Annotated in this window: 20 protein-coding genes; 14 read left to right on the top strand and 6 right to left on the bottom strand. The window is 58.4% G+C overall.

Features of this window, described 5'->3' with window-relative positions:
• Positions 1-86: 86 nt before the first annotated feature.
• The gene (locus J7382_RS04975; protein WP_209067756.1) at positions 87-1,274 is read left to right on the top strand and encodes an ammonium transporter; all 1,188 of its coding nucleotides are present in this window, start codon (positions 87-89) and stop codon (positions 1,272-1,274) included.
• A gap of 78 nt (positions 1,275-1,352) precedes the next feature.
• On the opposite strand, the gene J7382_RS04970 is transcribed toward J7382_RS04975, so the two are convergent.
• Both J7382_RS04970 and J7382_RS04965 read right to left on the bottom strand, forming a co-directional pair.
• The gene (locus tag J7382_RS04970) at positions 1,353-1,991 is read right to left on the bottom strand and encodes a thiopurine S-methyltransferase (RefSeq protein WP_209067754.1); all 639 of its coding nucleotides are present in this window, start codon (positions 1,989-1,991) and stop codon (positions 1,353-1,355) included.
• Positions 1,992-2,026: 35 nt separating this feature from the next.
• A complete protein-coding gene (locus tag J7382_RS04965) occupies positions 2,027-2,482 on the bottom strand; it encodes a type II toxin-antitoxin system RatA family toxin (protein WP_209067753.1) in 456 nt (151 codons plus the stop codon).
• Between the two features lie 114 nt (positions 2,483-2,596).
• Here J7382_RS04965 and hpt point away from each other — a divergent pair, with 114 nt between their 5' ends.
• Complete coding sequence (gene hpt, locus J7382_RS04960; protein WP_209067752.1) at positions 2,597-3,142, top strand: hypoxanthine phosphoribosyltransferase; 546 nt, start codon at positions 2,597-2,599, stop codon at positions 3,140-3,142.
• Between the two features lie 70 nt (positions 3,143-3,212).
• Positions 3,213-3,395 carry a hypothetical protein gene (locus J7382_RS04955; protein WP_209067751.1) on the top strand — a complete coding sequence of 61 codons (183 nt, stop codon included), beginning with the start codon at positions 3,213-3,215 and terminating at the stop codon, positions 3,393-3,395.
• A gap of 70 nt (positions 3,396-3,465) precedes the next feature.
• Here J7382_RS04955 and J7382_RS04950 read toward each other — a convergent pair whose 3' ends face one another.
• A complete protein-coding gene (locus J7382_RS04950; RefSeq protein WP_209067750.1) occupies positions 3,466-4,935 on the bottom strand; it encodes a divergent polysaccharide deacetylase family protein in 1,470 nt (489 codons plus the stop codon).
• Between the two features lie 164 nt (positions 4,936-5,099).
• Here J7382_RS04950 and J7382_RS04945 point away from each other — a divergent pair, with 164 nt between their 5' ends.
• From J7382_RS04945 to lexA, 7 genes are all read left to right on the top strand, one after another.
• Entirely contained in the window at positions 5,100-5,693 is a 594-nt protein-coding gene (locus tag J7382_RS04945) for an aminodeoxychorismate/anthranilate synthase component II (RefSeq protein WP_209067748.1), read from the top strand.
• Entirely contained in the window at positions 5,690-6,712 is a 1,023-nt protein-coding gene (gene trpD / locus J7382_RS04940) for an anthranilate phosphoribosyltransferase (protein ID WP_209067746.1), read from the top strand. Before J7382_RS04945 ends, trpD begins: the two co-directional genes overlap by 4 nt.
• Before the next feature lie 5 nt (positions 6,713-6,717).
• Positions 6,718-7,377, top strand: coding sequence for a uracil-DNA glycosylase (locus J7382_RS04935; protein WP_209067743.1), 660 nt, complete (start codon positions 6,718-6,720; stop codon positions 7,375-7,377).
• On the top strand, positions 7,374-8,189 hold the full coding sequence (trpC, locus tag J7382_RS04930; protein ID WP_209067740.1) for an indole-3-glycerol phosphate synthase TrpC: 816 nt from the start codon (positions 7,374-7,376) through the stop codon (positions 8,187-8,189). Before J7382_RS04935 ends, trpC begins: the two co-directional genes overlap by 4 nt.
• Positions 8,189-8,677: a cyclic pyranopterin monophosphate synthase MoaC gene (moaC, locus tag J7382_RS04925; RefSeq protein WP_058240688.1), complete on the top strand. Its 489-nt coding sequence runs from the start codon at positions 8,189-8,191 to the stop codon at positions 8,675-8,677. Before trpC ends, moaC begins: the two co-directional genes overlap by 1 nt.
• Positions 8,674-9,849 carry a gephyrin-like molybdotransferase Glp gene (gene glp / locus J7382_RS04920; protein ID WP_209067736.1) on the top strand — a complete coding sequence of 392 codons (1,176 nt, stop codon included), beginning with the start codon at positions 8,674-8,676 and terminating at the stop codon, positions 9,847-9,849. Before moaC ends, glp begins: the two co-directional genes overlap by 4 nt.
• Positions 9,850-9,973: 124 nt before the next feature.
• Positions 9,974-10,690, top strand: coding sequence for a transcriptional repressor LexA (gene lexA, locus J7382_RS04915; protein WP_058240686.1), 717 nt, complete (start codon positions 9,974-9,976; stop codon positions 10,688-10,690).
• Here lexA and J7382_RS04910 read toward each other — a convergent pair.
• Positions 10,684-12,723, bottom strand: a complete 2,040-nt coding sequence (locus J7382_RS04910; RefSeq protein ID WP_247744849.1) for a ComEC/Rec2 family competence protein — start codon at positions 12,721-12,723, stop codon at positions 10,684-10,686. The two genes, lexA and J7382_RS04910, sit on opposite strands and share 7 nt — an antisense overlap.
• A 79-nt stretch (positions 12,724-12,802) precedes the next feature.
• On the opposite strand from J7382_RS04910, the gene gltX reads away from it, so the two are divergent.
• The 4 genes from gltX (at position 12,803) to J7382_RS04890 (ending at position 17,522) form a co-directional block, all read left to right on the top strand.
• Positions 12,803-14,218 carry a glutamate--tRNA ligase gene (gene gltX / locus J7382_RS04905; RefSeq protein ID WP_209067733.1) on the top strand — a complete coding sequence of 472 codons (1,416 nt, stop codon included), beginning with the start codon at positions 12,803-12,805 and terminating at the stop codon, positions 14,216-14,218.
• A gap of 85 nt (positions 14,219-14,303) precedes the next feature.
• Positions 14,304-15,599 (top strand): citrate synthase, encoded by a 1,296-nt coding sequence (gene gltA, locus J7382_RS04900; protein WP_058240683.1) that lies wholly within the window; start codon positions 14,304-14,306, stop codon positions 15,597-15,599.
• A 325-nt stretch (positions 15,600-15,924) separates the two neighbouring features.
• The gene (locus J7382_RS04895; protein WP_209067731.1) at positions 15,925-16,779 is read left to right on the top strand and encodes a calcium-binding protein; all 855 of its coding nucleotides are present in this window, start codon (positions 15,925-15,927) and stop codon (positions 16,777-16,779) included.
• A 233-nt stretch (positions 16,780-17,012) separates the two neighbouring features.
• The gene (locus J7382_RS04890) at positions 17,013-17,522 is read left to right on the top strand and encodes a DUF2087 domain-containing protein (protein WP_209067729.1); all 510 of its coding nucleotides are present in this window, start codon (positions 17,013-17,015) and stop codon (positions 17,520-17,522) included.
• Positions 17,523-17,524: 2 nt separating this feature from the next.
• Here the strand turns inward: J7382_RS04890 and J7382_RS04885 are convergent, their stop codons facing one another.
• Both J7382_RS04885 and J7382_RS04880 read right to left on the bottom strand, forming a co-directional pair.
• The gene (locus tag J7382_RS04885; protein WP_209067727.1) at positions 17,525-18,301 is read right to left on the bottom strand and encodes an enoyl-CoA hydratase-related protein; all 777 of its coding nucleotides are present in this window, start codon (positions 18,299-18,301) and stop codon (positions 17,525-17,527) included.
• A 65-nt stretch (positions 18,302-18,366) separates the two neighbouring features.
• Positions 18,367-18,837 carry a cytochrome c-type biogenesis protein gene (locus J7382_RS04880; RefSeq protein ID WP_223229188.1) on the bottom strand — a complete coding sequence of 157 codons (471 nt, stop codon included), beginning with the start codon at positions 18,835-18,837 and terminating at the stop codon, positions 18,367-18,369.
• Position 18,838: the final 1 nt, after the last annotated feature.

Below are 18,838 nucleotides of genomic sequence, written 5' to 3'. Positions count from 1 at the left end.
TCTCCGCACAGGCTTTCCTTTGTCCCGCATGGTTTTTCGTCTCTTTGACCAAAAAACCATCACTCGCAAGACAAAAGGGAAGAGAAATGAACGGAGCGGACACCGCATGGATCATCGTGGCCACGGCCTTGGTGCTCTTCATGACACTACCGGGACTGGCACTTTTCTACGGCGGACTTGTCCGCGCCAGAAATGTGCTCAGCGTCTTTATGCAAACCTATGCCATTGCCTGTTTGATGAGCGTTTTGTGGCTCGTATTCGGCTACACAATCGCTTTCGGCAATGAGGGCGGCGCGACTTCGCTCTGGGGCGGCCTGAGCAAAATGGCCCTCTCCGGCGTCACGACGGAAAGCCTCTCCGGCACCCTGCCCGAAATCCTGTTCTTTGCCTTTCAGATGACCTTCGCGATCATCACCCCCGCCCTCATTGTTGGGGCCTATGTCGAACGCATCGGCTTTGGCTTTGTCCTGCTGTTCTCCGGTCTCTGGATGCTACTGTGCTACGCACCGGTGGTGCATTGGATCTGGGGCGGCGGCATGATGGCAGATGGCGGGATCTTTGGCGAGACTGGCGTGCGTGACTTTGCTGGCGGCATCGTGGTGCATGAAACCGCTGGTATTGCCGCTCTGGTGATCGCCGTCATGCTCGGCGCGCGCAAGCACCGCACCACGCCACCACATGCCCCATGGATGGTCATGATCGGCGCTGCCATGCTTTGGGTGGGCTGGTTTGGCTTCAACGGCGGCTCCCAGCTCGCCGCTGATGGCGGCGCTGCCATGGCTTTGACCGTCACCCATATCTCCGCCGCCACCGCCTCGCTGACTTGGGCGCTTTGGGAACGCATCAAATATGGCAAAGCCTCCCTTGTGGGCCTCGTAACCGGCACCATCGCAGGTCTTGCCTCCATCACACCTGCGTCGGGTTTTGTGGGTCCCATCGAAGCGTTGATCATTGGTGCAATCGCAGGCGTGCTCTGTCAGGAAGCGGTCAATGTTGTGCGCAATGGATTGAAGATTGACGACACATTGGATGTCTTCGCCGTACACGGCGTGGGCGGTATCTTTGGCACCATCATGATTGCTGCCTTTGGTGAAGGTACATGGCTGGCGCAGCTGGGTGCTTTGGCCGTGGTCGGCATCTTCACCTTTGTGGTGACGGTTGTGCTCGTCAAACTGGTTGGCTTGGTCACCCCGCTTCGGGTGGATGAAGAAAGCGAAGTCAATGGGCTGGATCTATCTGCCCACGGCGAACGCGCCTACGACATCGCCTCCTAAAGCGCGCCTTACCCATAACAATCAAACACAACAGAAAAAGGGCGGCTCACACACGAGTCGCCCTTTTTCTCTCAAAAATCACTGCCTGCGCAGCAGATGAACTTCCTCAACCCCATGCCCAACCGCCTTGGGTGGGCTGGTAATCGGGGTACTCTGCAACACACCTCGCGTCATGATGCCCCGCATCAACCGATCAATTTCCGCCCCTGAAACGCTAAAGGGAGGCCCGACCTTCAAAGAAGGGTCATAATCAAACGACACCAGCAGGATAGGCGCCTCATCGCTCAGCAGGCGCATATGATCCACATAGGCCTGCCGCTGCGCAGGCGCCACGGCCACCAAGGCAGCTCGATCAAACACCGCCCCAACGCTCGGCAGATGAGCGCGGCGCAGCGAGAAAAAATCTCCGCAATAGAGTGTCAGATCCCCGGCGTGATATCGCGTCAGCCCCGCAACCTCAGAAATTTCCGGCGCCAGTTCCAGCCGGGCAAACACCTCTTGAATGGCCGCTTCATGAAACTCGACACCCACCACCGGGTGCCCGCGCGCCAACAGCCAGTCGATGTCGAGCGTTTTGCCACAAAGCGGCACAAAGATCGCACTATTTGGAGCGAGATTCAGTGCCCCAAAATGAGCCGTCAAAAGCGGATTTGGAACCGCCTCGTGAAATCCGATCTGCTGATTTTTCCAGCGATCCTGCCAAAAAGCTTCTTCCATGGGCACCTCTTTTTTCCGGGCCATAGAGACCGCGCTCAAGCGTAAAGCGTCTGAGCCCGTTCCTCAAATGCCGCAACGATACGGTTCATGGCCTCAAAAAACACAAGCCCAATAGCCTTTTGCAAAATGATGTTCTTGAATTCAAAATCCACAAAGAACTTCACTTCAACACCATCGTCAACATCGGCAAAATCCCAGGTGGATTTCATATATTTGAACGGACCATCCAGGTATTCGGTATCAATATGCTTGGCGTCCGGGCATAAAATCACGCGGCTGCCAAACCGCTCACGGAACACTTTGAAAGAGATCACCAGATCCGCCAGCATCTCCTCAGAGGCGCCCCACTCCGTCTGCGTTGGGGTGCAGGAGCGGATACGCGCCGCAGCACACCAGGGGAGAAATTTCGGATAAGCGGCAACATCTGCCACCAGATCATACATCTGCTGTGCGGAATATGGCAGGGTGCGGGTCTCAGAATGCGTAGGCATGGGCTCTCATCTTGGCGTGCCAGAATTTTACGTGACAGCCCCGCGCGTCCCCGCTAAGAACGGCCCCGTTTGCCGCACATAGCGGCGCATGATGGTGAAAATCAAGAGGGTCTCATGTCAGAGCGTCCATATGTCATCGATGAAATGATCTCCGCAAAGTCGATTGCTGCCCGCATCGAAGAGCTCTGCAAAGAGATCACAGCCGAATATCGGGACACCGACAAACTGATCGTCGTCGGTCTTCTGCGTGGTTCTTTTGTCTTTATCGCCGATCTCGTGCGAGAGCTGAACCTGCCCGTTGAGGTCGACTTTCTGGAGGCATCCTCTTACGGAAACGCCATGGAAAGCAGCCGTGAAGTTCGTATTTTCAAAGACTTGCGCGGTGAAATTGAAGGGCGCGATGTTTTGGTTGTCGAAGATATTGTCGACACCGGCCATACGCTGACCCATGTGTTGCACCTGCTGAAAGCGCGCAATCCACGCAAGATCAAAACCATCGCCCTGCTTGATAAACCCAGCCGCCGTGAAGCTGATATCGCTGCGGATTGGATCGGCTTTTCAATTCCCGATGAATTTGTCGTGGGCTATGGGATCGACTACGCCCAACGCAACCGTAACCTGCCTTTCATCGGCAAAGTGCGCTTCGTCGAAGGCGGCTGATCTTCGCGCAGTTTGTATCAACCGGGCAGATCTCCTAGATTTTGCCCAACCGACCCCATGAGGACGCGCCATGAATTTCAGACATCTCATTCGCATGAGCCGCTGGGCGCGCAACCCACCGTCTGAAAAACGCGTCAAACTGGTCTTTGGAGTCATTCTGGCCTGCCTTGCGCTTGTCGCTATAGAGCGTTTCATCGGCTGGCCAGACGCGCTCACCACAAAGCCCATCCCGCGCGTCAAGATCTCTCAATAAAGGCGCTGAAGACATACAAAAGCCGGTACAGATCTGTACCGGCTTTTTCATTTCAACAGGTTCGTTCAGGTCAATTGATGGTATCAAACAGCGCAGACACCGGGCCCAGAGCAACGGTGTTGATCCGATCCTGCAACGCCCACAAAAGCAGTGCCGAAAGCGTCTCATCCCGCAGACGCCCCACCATGACAACACCATCCTCCTGCGCGGCCTTGAACGCCGCCTGATCCAGAAAACGCCGCATCACAGCGGATGTCTGCCCTTTGTCATCGAAATCACGGAACACGCTGGCCGAAGGCACCCCTTCTTTGGCCGCAAGCTTTTGTGCGGTATTAAGCCCGTTTGTGAACATCAAAAGCCCATGGCCACTGCCCATCAAAGCTTCCGTCACCTGATCACTGATCACCTTGCTGCTTTGCAGCCCTTCTTCCAGACCTTCAACCACCCCAACAAACTGGTCAGACACCGACAAATGCGCCTGCATGGCCTGCTCGACATCCGCCGCACCTGCTTCCGCAGGCAGATCAATCATCGCAAGCACCTCCAGCCCTTGGGACCGATAGGTTTCCACCTTTTGGCCTGCCTGCGGATCCAGCGTGCTGACAGCGATGCTGACCGGATACGGAAAGCTGGTGAGCGCTTCCATGTCAAACTCATGTGCTCCGGTATCCACCAGCACAATCGCCATCAAAGGCTTTTGATCGGGGTTTTCAAAAGTTTCCGCATTGGCCTCTACCGGGCGCGCCGCCCTCGGTGCCGGGGCCTCTGCGTTTTCTGCCGCCACCCCAACGGTTGGCAAGCGTGTGGATTTATGCTGCGGAAAGGCCTCATTCAGATCACCTGCAGGCTTGATCATGGTTTCCGCAGTCTCAGCGGGTGCAGGCGCCTCCTCTGCCTCAGCGCGCGGTGTCACATCTTCGGCCTCAGGGCTCGGCACCGCCTCAGAAACAAGCGCGTCACCACCGTCAGCGCCGCTGTCATCTGCGCTGCCCTCTGTCGTGATCTCAACCGGTGCGTCCTCCGCCTGCGCTGGCACTTCAGGCGCGGCCTCAGGCGTCACAAAAGCTTCGCTGGCTGCAACCTCTGGCGCAGAAGGTTGCGCGGGATTTGTAGAAATCGACAACTCAGTTTCCACATCAGGCGCTTCCGGGTTTTGCGCCTGTGGGTTTGGCAACACAGGGCTCTCTGCCTCAACAGCTACGGCACCGCCACCCTGCGGTGCCACTGGGGCCGCCAAAGCCGCCTCAACACCACCGGTTTCTGGTTTGGGAGCAGACTCCGTATCACTCAAAGGGGGCTGATCTCCACCAGCCTGACTTGGCGCATCCGCAGCGGGCGCAGCTTCGACCGTGGTGTCCGCCTCCGACGTGTCCTGCAAAGCACCGCTCACAGGGGCAACTTGTGACCCATCTTTGGGAGCCTCAGCCGATGTCTGCGGCGTGACCGTCGCTGGCAGTGGCAACAACAATGACACCGCCGACAACACACCGCCCACCAAGATGACGCCCCAAAACGCCCCCGCCAATACTCCGCGCAACATCATCCACTGCCCTTCTTTGTTCCCAGTTTGGGAGTTTGTTCCCAATTTACGGGGCGAACCTGCCTGTGCCCCTCTTGACCCTCCGGGCCAAGCCTGAGCATGTATACCGCGAGCAGGCCCTCGGCCTCCACCCCTTTCGCATCTTTAGGACAAGAACCCACAAAATGCTGCTTCTGATCGATAATTACGACAGTTTCACCTACAACCTTGTGCATTATCTTGGCGAGATGGGCGCCGATGTGCAGGTCTGGCGAAATGACGCGCTGACTGTTCAGGATGCAATGGGCATGAACCCATCGGGAATTCTGCTCTCACCCGGTCCATGTGACCCGGATCAGGCTGGCATCTGTCTGGCGCTGACTGAGGCCGCCGCAGAAACCCGTATTCCTTTGATGGGGGTGTGTCTGGGGCATCAAACAATCGGCCAGGCCTTCGGCGGCGATGTGGTCCGGTGTCATGAAATTGTACACGGCAAGATGGGCACCATGCATCACATCAACAAAGGTCTGTTTGCCGGCCTGCCCTCTCCGTTTGAGGCGACGCGCTATCACTCTCTAGTGGTGGATCGCGCCACCCTGCCCGACAGTCTTGAAATCACCGCCGAACTTGAAGACGGCACCATCATGGGCCTGCAACACAAAGAACTGCCCATTCACGGCGTGCAATTCCACCCCGAATCCATCGCCTCTGAACACGGCCACGCGCTGCTGAAGAACTTTCTGGACATGATGCCTAGCAAAAAAGGCGCGGCGGCATGAGCACAGATATCAAGTTTCTGATCGGCGCCGCCGCAGAGCGCCCGCTCACCCGCGCCGAAGCCGAAGACGCCTTTACTCTGCTGTTTGAAGGCGAAGCTACCCCAAGTCAGATGGGCGGTTTGCTCATGGCCATGCGCACACGCGGGGAAACTGTCGATGAATACGCCGCCGCCGCTGCTGTTATGCGCGCAAAATGCAACGCCGTAACCGCACCTGAGGGCGCAATCGACATCGTCGGCACCGGCGGTGATGGCAAGCACACGCTTAACATCTCCACCGCAACGGCTTTTGTTACCGCAGGCGCGGGCGTGCCTGTGGCCAAACACGGCAACCGCAACCTCAGCTCCAAATCTGGCACCGCTGATGTGCAGACACAGATGGGCATCAACGTGATGGTTGGCCCTGAGGTGGTTGAAAAAGCCCTCGCACAATGCGGCATTGCCTTCATGATGGCCCCCATGCACCATCCGGCCATTGCCCATGTGATGCCCACACGGGCCGAGCTGGGCACCCGCACCATTTTCAACATTCTGGGCCCGCTGACCAACCCGGCAGGCGTGAAACGCCAGCTGACAGGCGCCTTCACCCGCGATCTGATCCGCCCGATGGCGGAAACACTGGGCCAATTGGGCAGCGAGCGCGCCTGGCTTGTGCATGGCTCTGACGGCACCGATGAATTGACCATCACAGGTGTCAGCTGGGTCAGCGCGCTTGAAGCGGATGGCCAGATCAAAGACGTGGAGCTGCACCCCGAAGACGCGGGCCTGCCGGTGCATCCCTTTGAAGCCATCGTAGGCGGCACGCCAGAGGACAACGCCAACGCCTTCCGTGCGTTGCTTGATGGGGCCGCAGGGGCCTATCGCGATGCGGTTCTGCTCAACAGCGCTGCCGCGCTTGTGGTGGCCGATGCCGCAGCGGACCTGCGCGAAGGCGTTGAAAAAGCCCGCGAGAGCATCGACAGCGGGGCCGCCAAAGCCAAGGTTGCAGCCTTGGCCAAAATCACTTCAGCCGCAACGTGAACGCCATGACACCGCCTGCCAATTGGGCCCATCTGGCGTTTTTTGAGACCCGCTGGCCCAAGCTTCAGGCCCAGATCGTGGCGGACACGCGTGACATTCTGCCCCCCGCAGAACAGCGTTTCGCCGCGCTGGAGCGGGTGGCCCCGAAGGATGTGCGCGTGGTGATCTTGGGGCAAGATCCCTACCCAACCCCGGGCCACGCCCATGGGCTGTCATTTTCTGTGGAACCGGATGTGCGCCCTCTGCCGCGCTCGCTCAACAACATCTTTAAGGAACTGCGCGAAGATCTCGGCACCGCGCCAGAGACAGGCGATCTGCGATTCTGGGCGGATCAGGGGGTTTTGCTGCTCAACACAGTGTTGACCGTGCCCGCCGGTGAGGCCAATGGCCACAAAGCGCTGGGCTGGCAAGACCTCACCCATGAGGTGCTTGCAGAGGTCTCACACCAAAGGCCCTGTGCCTTCCTTCTGTGGGGAAAACAGGCACAAACGCTTGCACCACACATTCAAGCGCCTAAAGATGGCGCTGAACATCTGATGATTGAAACGGCGCACCCCTCTCCGCTCTCCGCAAGGCGCGGTTTTTTCGGGTCTCGGCCGTTTTCCAAAATCAACACCTGGCTTGCTGATCGCGGCGAGCGGCAAATAAACTGGACGCACCCATGACCGAAACCGTTCTGGACAAAATCAAGGCTTACAAACTTGAAGAGGTCGCTGCTGACAAAGCAGCCAAACCGCTGGAAGCGGTCGAAGCCGAGGCCCGCGAAGCTGGCCCCACGCGCGGCTTTTCCGATGCGCTGCACAAAGCCAGCCGTTCCGGCTATGGTCTTATTGCCGAAGTCAAGAAAGCCTCCCCCTCCAAAGGGCTGATCCGCGAAGATTTCAATCCGCCTGTCTTGGCCAAAGCCTATGAAGAGGGCGGCGCAACCTGCCTTTCGGTTCTGACGGACACACCAAGCTTTCAGGGGCAGAAATCCTTTCTCACCGAAGCACGCAACGCCACCACCCTGCCCGCCCTGCGCAAAGACTTCATGTATGACACCTATCAGGTCGCCGAGGCCCGTGCGCTGGGCGCGGACTGTATCCTGATCATTCTGGCCTCTGTCAGCGATGCACAGGCCCAAGAGCTCGAAGAGGCCGCCTTCAGCTGGGACATGGATGTGCTTCTGGAAGTCCACGATCAGCAAGAGCTGGAGCGCGCGAGCCTGTTGAAATCACCGCTGATGGGCATCAACAACCGCAACCTCAAAACCTTTGAAACCACGCTGGACACCACGCGCACCCTCTCCAAACTGGTGCCCGAAGACCGGCTGATTGTCTGTGAAAGCGGCCTGAACACACCTGCGGAACTGGCCGATATGGCCCGCTACGGCGCCCGCACCTTCCTGATTGGGGAAAGCCTCATGCGACAGGAAGATGTCACAGCCGCCACCCGCAGCATTCTAGCCAACCCGCTCAATGCCATGGGGGGCATGTGATGGCCGCGCAGAGCTCAGGCCTCACCCATTTTGACGGCAAAGGCGACGCCCATATGGTCGACGTCTCAGAAAAAGCGGTCACCTCCCGCATTGCCACCGCCGAAGGCTGGGTCAAAATGGCGCCAGAAACCCATGAAATCATCGCTGCTGGGCGCGCCAAAAAAGGCGACGTTCTGGGCGTTGCCCGCCTCGCAGGCATTATGGGTGCCAAGAAATGCTCTGACCTGATCCCGCTGTGCCATCCCCTGCCGATCACCAAAGTGGCGGTAGAGCTGACCCCAGATGCCGATCTTCCGGGCGTGCGTATTGAAGCCACCGTAAAAACCACCGGACAAACCGGTGTCGAGATGGAAGCGCTCACAGCGGTCAATGTTGCCGCCCTGACGGTCTATGACATGTCCAAAGCGGTCGACAAAGATATGGAAATCGGCGGCATCCGCGTCATTCTGAAAGACGGCGGCAAATCAGGACGTTACGAAGCAAAATGATCTCCGTATCTGATGCCCTCGCACATCTGTTCTCTCTGACATCTACGTTGGAAACGGAAACCGTCCCGCTGGGTCTGGCCAACGGGCGCGTGTTGGCCTCCGCTGTGACCGCGCGCCGCGATCAGCCACCCTTTGCCGCCTCTGCCATGGATGGCTACGGCGTTGGAGCGGCTGGCGTCGCCCCCGGCGCGCGCTACAAGGTGATTGGCGAGGCTGCCGCAGGTCATTCCTACGCAGGCACAGTCAAACCGGGCGAAGCCGTACGCATTTTCACCGGCGCACCTGTGCCCGATGGGGTTGATCGTGTGATCATCCAAGAAGATGTCACCCGCGAAGGCGATGTCATCACCCTATCCGACAGGCTCGACAAAGGCACCCATATCCGCCCTGCCGGGGGCGATTTTAAGACCGGCCAAACCATCGAAGGCCCGCGCCTTCTGCGCCCCTCTGATGTGGCGCTTATGGCGGCTATGAACATCGCCGAGGTGCCTGTCACGCGCCGCCCGAAGGTGGCCATTCTCTCGACCGGCGACGAATTGGTCATGCCCGGCGAAACGCCAAATCCGGATCAGATCATCGCCTCCAACAGCTTCGGGCTGCAGGCCATGTTGCGCAACGCCGGTGCCGAGGCACGGCTGCTGCCAATTGCCAAAGACACCAAGGCCTCACTCCGCATGGCGTTTGAGCTGATAGATGACGCAGACCTGCTGATCACCATTGGCGGGGCCTCTGTGGGGGATCACGATCTGGTTGGAGATGTGGCCCAAGAGCTCGGAATGGACCGGCGCTTTTACAAAATTGCCATGCGCCCCGGCAAACCGCTGATGGCGGGCAGCATGGCCAATGGCGCGATGATGATCGGCCTGCCGGGCAACCCGGTGTCCGCCATGGTCTGTGGACATGTTTTTGTGCTGCCGGTGATCCGTGCCATGCTTGGCCTGAGCAAAGCCGCCAGCCCACGCCTGAGCGCTCCTCTTGCCACAGCCCTGCCCGCCAATGGCCCGCGCGAACACTACATGCGCGCCCGCCTGCAAGACGGTCAGCTGCACAGTTTCGGAAATCAGGACAGCTCCCTTCTCACCATCCTGTCCGAGGCAAATGCGCTGATCGTCTGCCCCCCAAATGCCGCAGAACAGCCTTCAGGCACCCCCGTGGAATTTATTCAAATTTGATTTAATTCATTGAATTCAAACGCGTTTTCACGCATTGTTTCCGCAATGTTCTCAAAATGTTTTGACACAAAACGAGAACATGCGTAGAACAAGGTTAATACGTGTAATAAAGGGGTCGTCGAGCATGTTGACCAAGAAGCAACTGGACCTGCTGGAATTCATTCACACCCGCCTGCAACGTGATGGTGTGCCGCCCAGCTTTGATGAGATGAAAGACGCGCTGGATCTGCGCTCAAAATCCGGCATCCACCGGCTGATCACTGCGCTGGAAGAGCGTGGCTTCATTCGGCGTTTGGCCCATCGCGCCCGCGCGATTGAGATCGTGAAACTGCCGGAAAGCATGGGCGGTGTCCCATCTGCGCCCACGGCGGCGGGCTTCACACCCAAAGTCATCGACGGGCCGCATCCCTCCCCGGCCAAACCGGCCAATATCACCCCAGATGAGGTACAGCTCTTTGCCCGCGAACTGCCGGTGATGGGCAAGATTGCTGCGGGTGTCCCGATTGAGGCGATCAGCCATGTAGACCATCACGTGGCCGTGCCCGGACAAATGCTCTCTGTGGGGCAAAATCACTACGCACTGGAGGTCAAAGGCGACTCCATGATCGACGCGGGCATCAACAATGGCGATGTGGTGATCATTTCCGAAACCAACGCCGCCGACAACGGTGACATCGTGGTCGCGCTGGTCGAAGATCAGGAAGCGACGCTGAAAACCTACCATCGCAAAGGGGCCTCAATTGCGTTGGAGGCGGCCAACCCGGCCTATGAAACCCGCGTCTATCCCGAAGATAAGGTCAAGGTTCAGGGCAAACTTGTCGGGCTGATCCGCACCTATTGATGGCCTCGCTCTGCGCGGATCTCTGCATCATTCCAAAGGCGACGGCCTGCCACTTGGCGAGCCGTTTTTAGTCTGACACCCGTTTCTGTGACAAACACCGCAATCGCACCACTGTCCTTCAAATCCTCTACATCCAGCACCTGACAGGGCACAGGCGCGTCAAACGGCACTGAAGAAATCACCAGAGCCTCCGGCGCACAGCCCGCAAACTGCGCCAATCCACGTTTTCCCACCACATGTTGAACCGCGCCCAGATGGGGCAAGGGCGGCACATCCTCCCAAAGCTTGGCCGCCCCCTCCTGCGCCAGAAGCACCCCGTCATTTTCCAACCAATTGCGCGCTACAAACCCCTGCCCGCTGGGTTTTGACAAAGCTCTGCCCTTGTCTGTCAGAACCCCAACAAGCCCGGCCGTATCCGAAATCAGCACATCCGGCCGAGGGGTCAACACCCAGACCAAGGCCGCCGCCAGCATAAGCGGCACGCCACCCCATCGCCCCCGCCCCTGCCACAGCAATACAATGACGCCGCCCATCGCCAGCAGCGGCAAGGCCCATCCGCCACCGCCTTTTACCATGCCCTGCGCCCCCTCAAGCCCACTGACAAAAGCGGCCACTGATAAGATCCAGCGCAACCCCTGCGTCATCACCCACAGGGGCAGCGCTTCTAACCCCAGCGGAGCCAGCACAGCCGCGATTACCGCACTTGGCATCACCAAAAGCCCCATCACCGGCACGGAAATCACATTGGCCAACAGACCATAATGCGCCACCAGATTGAAATGCATGGCCGCAATCGGCGCAGTGGCCAATCCCGCCACCAGAGAGGAAATCATCACCGCCACAATCGGGCGCAGCCACCACGGCCCAAGACGCCAGCCGCTGTCGCGAATCCAGCCAAATACTCCCACCAAAGCCGCAGTCGCCGCAAAGGACATCTGAAATCCGGGCCCCAACAGTGCCTCTGGCCGCATCATCAACACAAGCACCGCCGCCAGCGCCACCGCCCGCAGGGTCAAGGCCCGGCGATCCAGCAGCACCGCAAGCAAAACCACCGCCGTCATCACAAAGGCGCGCTCCGTGGACACGCTGCTGCCGGACAACACCAAATAGGCCCCTGCCCCCAGCATCGCCAAACCAGCGGCAATTTTCTTGCCATTCACCCGCAGCCCCAGCCAGGGAAACAGCGCCACAATGAACCGCACCGCGCCAAAAACAAAACCGGCCAATAGCCCCATATGCAGCCCGGAAATTGCCAGCAGGTGCGCCAGATTGCCCCCCCGCAGCGCCTCGGTCACCGCCTTTGGAATGGTCGATCGATCCCCCGTGGTGATCGCCGCCGCTACCCCGGCCACATCCTGCGGCATGCGCGCCTGCACCTCTGCGGAAATCCACATACGCAGCCCATAAATACCCCCACGGATCGGCGTGGGATCCAGACGCACCACCGGGCTGCGCGTATAGCCCACCGCGCCAATCTTCTGAAACCAGGCATGGCGCTGAAAATCAAAGCCACCGGGCTCCACCGGCCCGGACGGCGGCGCCAGATGCCCGGTCAGCCCCACCAGCATGCCCGCCGCTGGCGCGACGCCAATCTGTGCGCCATGTAAGGCCACCCGCACGTGCCGGGGCGTCTCATCCGGGCGCATTTCGCCAAGCCGCACCTGCGCCAATGTAAGCCTCAACGCCTCCGAGGCGGAGCGGTCAATTTTTACAACCCGCCCCTCAATCGGCCCATAATACCGCCACTGTAAAACCGGCCCCGCCACACCATGCGCGCGCGCGCCAGCCAGAGAAAATCCCGCGGCAATCAGCGCAAGCGCCCAGATCGCGGCTGCCAGATCCGCCTCCCGACGCCATGTGAAAAGCACTAAAATGAGAAAGACCGCGCCCGCACCGATCAACAGGGTGCCGCTTGGCTCCACGGACACCACAAAATAAAGCCCGATCCCCATTGCCAGACAGACCGGCACCCAACAAAACAGATGCCCGCGCTGTGCCAACAGGGACAGACGCAGGGATGCGACGATGCGCAAGCCTTGTCCTCTCCCGACCGTGTCGCTAGACAGTGCTCAACGCTAAATCACCCATGGTTACTGAAAGGTTAAGCCCGCTATGACAGGCCAGGTCGTCACCCGTTTCGCCCCTTCGCCCACCGGCTATCTGCATATTGGTGGCGCGCGCACGGCGCTGTTCAACTGGCTTTATGCCCGTGGCCGCGGCGGCAAGTTCCTCCTGCGCATCGAAGACACCGATCGCGAACGCTCCACGCCAGAGGCTACAGAGGCCATTTTGCAAGGCATGCAATGGCTTGGTCTGGATCATGACGGCGAGGTCGTCAGCCAATTTAACGGCGCGGCGCGCCACGCCGAAGTGGCACAGCAACTTCTCTCCGAAGGCAAGGCTTACAAGTGTTTTGCCACACAGGAAGAAATCGCCGCATTCCGTGATCAGGCCCGCGCCGAAGGCAAATCCACGCTCTATCACAGCCCCTGGCGCGATGCCGATGAAGCCACACATCCCGATGCACCCTATGTGATCCGCATCAAGGCCCCACGTGAGGGCACCACCGTGATCCGCGATCAGGTTCAGGGCGATGTGACCATTCGTAACGACCAACTGGATGACATGATCCTGTTACGTTCCGATGGCACGCCCGTGTACATGTTGGCGGTAGTTGTTGATGACCATGATATGGGCGTGACCCATGTGATCCGGGGCGATGATCACCTCAACAATGCCGCACGTCAGATGATGATCTACACCGCCATGGGCTGGGATCTGCCGGTCTATGCGCATATTCCTCTGATCCACGGCGCAGACGGCAAAAAGCTCTCAAAACGTCATGGCGCACTGGGAGCACAGGAATATCAAGCCATGGGCTATCCTGCGGCGGGCATGCGCAATTACCTCGCTCGACTGGGCTGGAGTCACGGAGATGACGAATTCTTTACTGACGCTCAGGCCAAGGAATGGTTTGACCTGAACGGCATTGGCAAAAGCCCCGCCCGCTTTGACACCAAAAAGCTGGAAAACATCTGCGGTCAGCACATGGCCGTGGCCGACGATGCTGCGTTGCTGCAAGAAACCCTTGAATATATGGCTGCAGCCGGTCTGCCTGCCCTGAACGACGCGCAGACCGTATTACTACGGGCGGCGCTCTACTGCCTCAAAGACCGCGCCAAGACTTTCCCTGATCTCCTTGAAAAAGCTCACTTTGCCGTGACCAGCCGCCCAATTGACGTAGAGGCAAAAGCGGCCAAAAACCTTGATTCAGTATCCCGTGGTATACTGACTGAATTGACGCCGCAGCTGCAAAATGCTAGCTGGACCCGTGAAGGGCTTGAGGCTGTCATGAACAGCTTTGCAGAAGCCAAGGAAATCAAGTTCGGCAAGATGGCAGGCCCGCTCCGGGCTGCGCTGGCGGGCCGAGCCGCAACCCCCAGCGTCTTTGACATGATGCTTGTGTTGGGTCGCGATGAAACGCTCGCACGTCTGACAGACGCTGCTGACAACGACACTGGGGAGTGAGGGCGCGTAACGTATCCTTAATCCGCAGCATAGAAAAAACGCCGGGGCGATCCGCGACCCCGGCTTGAGAAGAAGGGAAAGAGCCATGTCCGAGACTCAGAAAACAGCCACCCTCACAATTGACGGTGCGACTTACGACTTGCCGGTCTACTCGCCGACATCCGGTCCGGATGTGTTGGATATCCGCAAACTCTACGGTCAGGCGGGCGTCTTTACCTATGATCCCGGCTTCACCTCCACCGCCTCCTGTGAATCCACCATCACCTATATCGACGGTGAAGAAGGTATCCTGACCCACCGTGGCTACCCAATCGGAGATCTGGCGGGCAAATCCCACTATCTCGAAGTCTGCTACCTGCTGCTTTACGGTGCCCTGCCAACCGCAGCAGAACTGGAAGATTTCGAAAGCACCATCACCCGTCACACAATGCTGCACGAGCAGATGGTGAACTTCTTCCGCGGTTTCCGTCGCGATGCACACCCAATGGCCATCATGGTCGGTGTTGTGGGTGCCATGTCCGCCTTCTATCATGACAGCACCGACATCAATGACCCACGTCAGCGTGAGATCGCCTCTCATCGTCTGATCGCAAAGATGCCAACCATCGCGGCGATGGCGTATAAATACACCATCGGTCAGCCGTTTGTGTCCCCGCGCAACGATCTGGACTACGCTTCCAACTTCCTGCGCATGTGCTTTGCTGTGCCTGCAGAAGACTATGAGGTGAACCCGATCCTGTCCCGCGCGATGGACCGTATCTTCACCCTGCACGCGGATCACGAACAGAACGCATCGACTTCCACCGTACGTCTGGCCTCTTCTTCCGGCGCAAACCCATTTGCCTGTATCGCAGCGGGCATCGCTTGCCTCTGGGGTCCGGCACATGGTGGCGCAAACCAAGCCTGCCTGGAAATGCTCAAAGAGATCGGTTCCGTGGATCGCATCCCTGAGTATATCGCCCGCGCCAAAGACAAGAACGATCCGTTCCGCCTGATGGGCTTTGGCCACCGTGTTTACAAAAACATGGACCCACGCGCGACCGTGATGAAAGAAAGCGCCGACGAAGTGCTGGAACTGTTGGGTGTCGAAGACAACCCGCTGCTGCAGGTCGCTAAGGAGCTGGAGCACATCGCGCTCAACGATCCTTACTTCAAGGACAAGAAGCTCTTCCCGAATGTGGACTTCTACTCCGGCATCATTCTGGAAGCGATGGGCTTCCCAACGTCGATGTTCACACCGATCTTCGCGCTGTCCCGCACCGTGGGCTGGATTTCTCAGTGGAAAGAACAGCTTTCCGATCCGGCGCATAAAATTGGTCGCCCACGTCAGCTTTATCTCGGCGAAGACGTGCGCTCCTATGCGGACATCGAAAACCGCTGATCACGCGTTGACATGCAAAACACCAAACGCGCCGGATTTCGGCGCGTTTTTTTATGGCCACCGTTTGTGAGAAACAATCCGTTTGATCCTGGGCCATTGATCCCGATTTTTGGCGAATTTCCCTCAAAGTCTTGACACCTTTAGCGTGTTTTTGCAGGTTTCCACCCAACCAAGACCGCCGAAGCGGTCCATCACACATACGCATTATTTTGAACAGAATGTTTGACTGTGCACCCAAACGCGTCTGCATCATTTTCAGCAAGACGCTTCAGACCCAAATTTAAGACGTGGCGCCGCGGCGTTGCGACGTGCAAGGACGAAGACCATGCTGATGTTAAGCCTCCTTTTGACCGGTGTTGCCGTGGGCGCAATGGTGGGTGCATTTGACAGTGACGATTCTGATGAGAGCACCGGAAGCCCGGAGCCAAGCGATGAACGGACCCCAATTCAGCGCGATGGCGAAGTTGGTGAACTGATCTCCGGCAATGACAGTGATGAGCAGATCTTTGGCACAAACGGCCCCGATATTCTGTCAGGCCAAGACGGCGATGACAGTCTGCGTGGCCGGGATGGTATCGACTTCCTGCTGGGGGGCGATGGCGAAGATTCCCTCTATGGCCAAACCGGCACAGATGAGCTGTTCGGCGGCAGCGGCGATGACGAACTCCATGGTGGTCGAGGCGACGACGTTCTCTATGGTGCCGCAGGCAACGACACGCTTTATGGCGGCCCTGGTGATGACGATCTGGTGGGCGCAGATATCACCAACCGCGATCTGGAAATCGCCGACCGTCACGATGATCGCACCCCTTCCAGCCCCCTGAGATTTGAAGTGCCCACCACGGCCGAAGCCAATGTGCTTGATGGTGGTGAAGGTGATGACACCCTTCTCTTGGGAGAAGGCGACGTTGCAACAGGCGGCGAAGGCGACGACGATTTTGACGTGGGCCATTGGGTCGATGACGAAGACAACGTGCCTCTGGTGACAGACTTTGACGAAGAAGATGACACCATCTCTGTACTCTATCCGGCGGGCGAAACCCCACCAACCATCACGCTGGGCAGTGAAAACAATGAAACGCTTGTTTATGCAGATGGCCAGCTTGTCCTGCGCGTACAAGGCGACGGCGGCCCCTTCTTTGCCAGTGACGTTGTACTGAGCGCCGTCACTGTGACCTGATCTCTAAAGCGCCATGGCCGCACAACACGTCGACCATGGCCCCTCTTGCGTTTTCACCGGCTTGCGCGTAGCTGTTGTCTCAGGGTCCGCAGTTCACCCAGGCGCCGCCGGTCATATGACTTCGCTAAACCTGCCAGACACATCATCGACAGCATACTTTTGCACGTGCCGTCGACAAGGGCGGCCATCGACCCCGACCTTATCGGGATGCACGATTTCAAAAGGATGCCCTCATGTCTAAAGACGTGATCCCTCTTTATGTGGCGGATGTTTCCGCCTTCACCAAAACCCTGCGCGCTGCTTTGTCAGATCGGGACAGCCTGCCCGGACATGCCACCATGTTAACGCTGGTGGCCAAAGCCGCAGGGTTTCAGAACCATCAACATCTCAAAGCAGACACAAGCGCCACTGCACCCACCCTAGATGAACTCGCCCTCAAGCGGGCTCTACGTGTGTTTGATGAAAACGGCCTCATGAATCGCTGGCCCAAATGGACCAAAGTGCAAGGGCTGTGTCTCTGGCCTTTCTGGGCACGCCTGCCTGCGCATCAGGATATCTCCGAAAAGCAAGTCAATGAGGTGCTCAAAGCTGGCCTTGGCTTTGACGATCATGTGCTTTTGCGGCGCTCCCTGATCGACCATAAGCTGGCCACACGCACGATTGATGGGCGCGTCTATCGTCGTATCGAACAAAGGCCAACGCCCGAAGCGCTGGCCCTTATGAAACGCCTGAAAGAATGCTAAGCTCAGCGCCCCTCGTATTTCGCGGGGCGTTTGTCCAGAAAAGCCACCACGCCTTCCTTGAAGTCACGCGTCTTGCCCAATTTGCCCTGGCGCTTGGCTTCCTGAGCCATCTGCGCACCCCAGTCATTGCCATAGCTTTCATGGATAGCGCGTTTGATTTCCTTAAAGGCCAGTGTCGGACCATTCGCCAGATAGGTCGCCCGCGCCTGTACCTGGGCACTATACGCCTCATCAGCAACCGCTTCCCAGATCATACCCCAGTCATCCGCCTGACGGGCCGTGATTTTATCCGCAAACAGCGCAGCTCCCATGGCCTTGGCCGCGCCCATGGACCGCGGCAACTCATAGGTGCCCCCAGCATCCGGCATCAGGCCAATACGCGAAAACGCCTGCATAAAATAGGCGCTTTCCTTGGCGATCACCACATCCGCTGACAGAGCAAGGTTCGCGCCTGCTCCGGCTGCTGGTCCATTCACGGCACAAATGGTGGGTACGGGGCACTCCCGAATGGCTCGGATCATCGGCAGGTACTCGTCACGCAGCGTGCGCTCCAGATCGAGATTGGCCGCGCTGGAGCCATCCCCCAAATCCTGACCAGAGCAAAATGCCTTGCCCGCACCGGTCAACACCACAACACGCGCCTCCTTGCCCGCCACACCCAATGCATGGGTGATCTCTGCGCGCATCTGCTGGGTCAGAGCATTCAAAGTCTCTGGCCGGTTCAATGTCACCGTCGCGACATTGTCCGTAAGCTCATACAAAATGGTTTGGTATTCCATAAATCCCCTCCGCCCGCTGCCTTATTCCGACAGCCCGCTCTCATATGCGCGTCATGAACCCCAGATCATTCCTTCAGGATTTCACTCAGGCGCGCCTGCTCCTCGGCACTTAAACCCCGTTCGGTTGCGCTGCGCGCCTGTGAGCGGCGGCGTGTATAGGCAAATCCCATACCCAACGCCAAAAGCAACATCACCGGCCCGGCAGCATACAGCAGGATATTCGTCCCACTTGTGCGTGGGCGCAAGAGAACATATTCGCCATAGCGATCCACAACAAAATCTACGACCTGCACATTGCTGTCCCCGGCCACAAGGCGCTCGCGCACCAATATGCGCAAATCCCGCGCCAACTGGGCGTTGGATTCATCAATGCTCTCATTGCGACACACCAGACAGCGCAGATCTTTGGAAATCACCCGCGCCCGTTCTTCCAGCGCAGGATCAGCCAGAACCTCATCCGGTTGAACCGCCAAAGCTGGTGCAGCCGCGCCCAGAACACATGCCCCGGCCAGCACAAGGGCTTTCAAAGTTTGCATC

The sequence above is a fragment of the Shimia sp. R11_0 genome, from assembly GCF_017744035.1.
Classification (GTDB): Bacteria; Pseudomonadota; Alphaproteobacteria; order Rhodobacterales; family Rhodobacteraceae; genus Shimia; species Shimia marina.
This window is presented reverse-complemented; position numbering and strand designations above follow the sequence as displayed.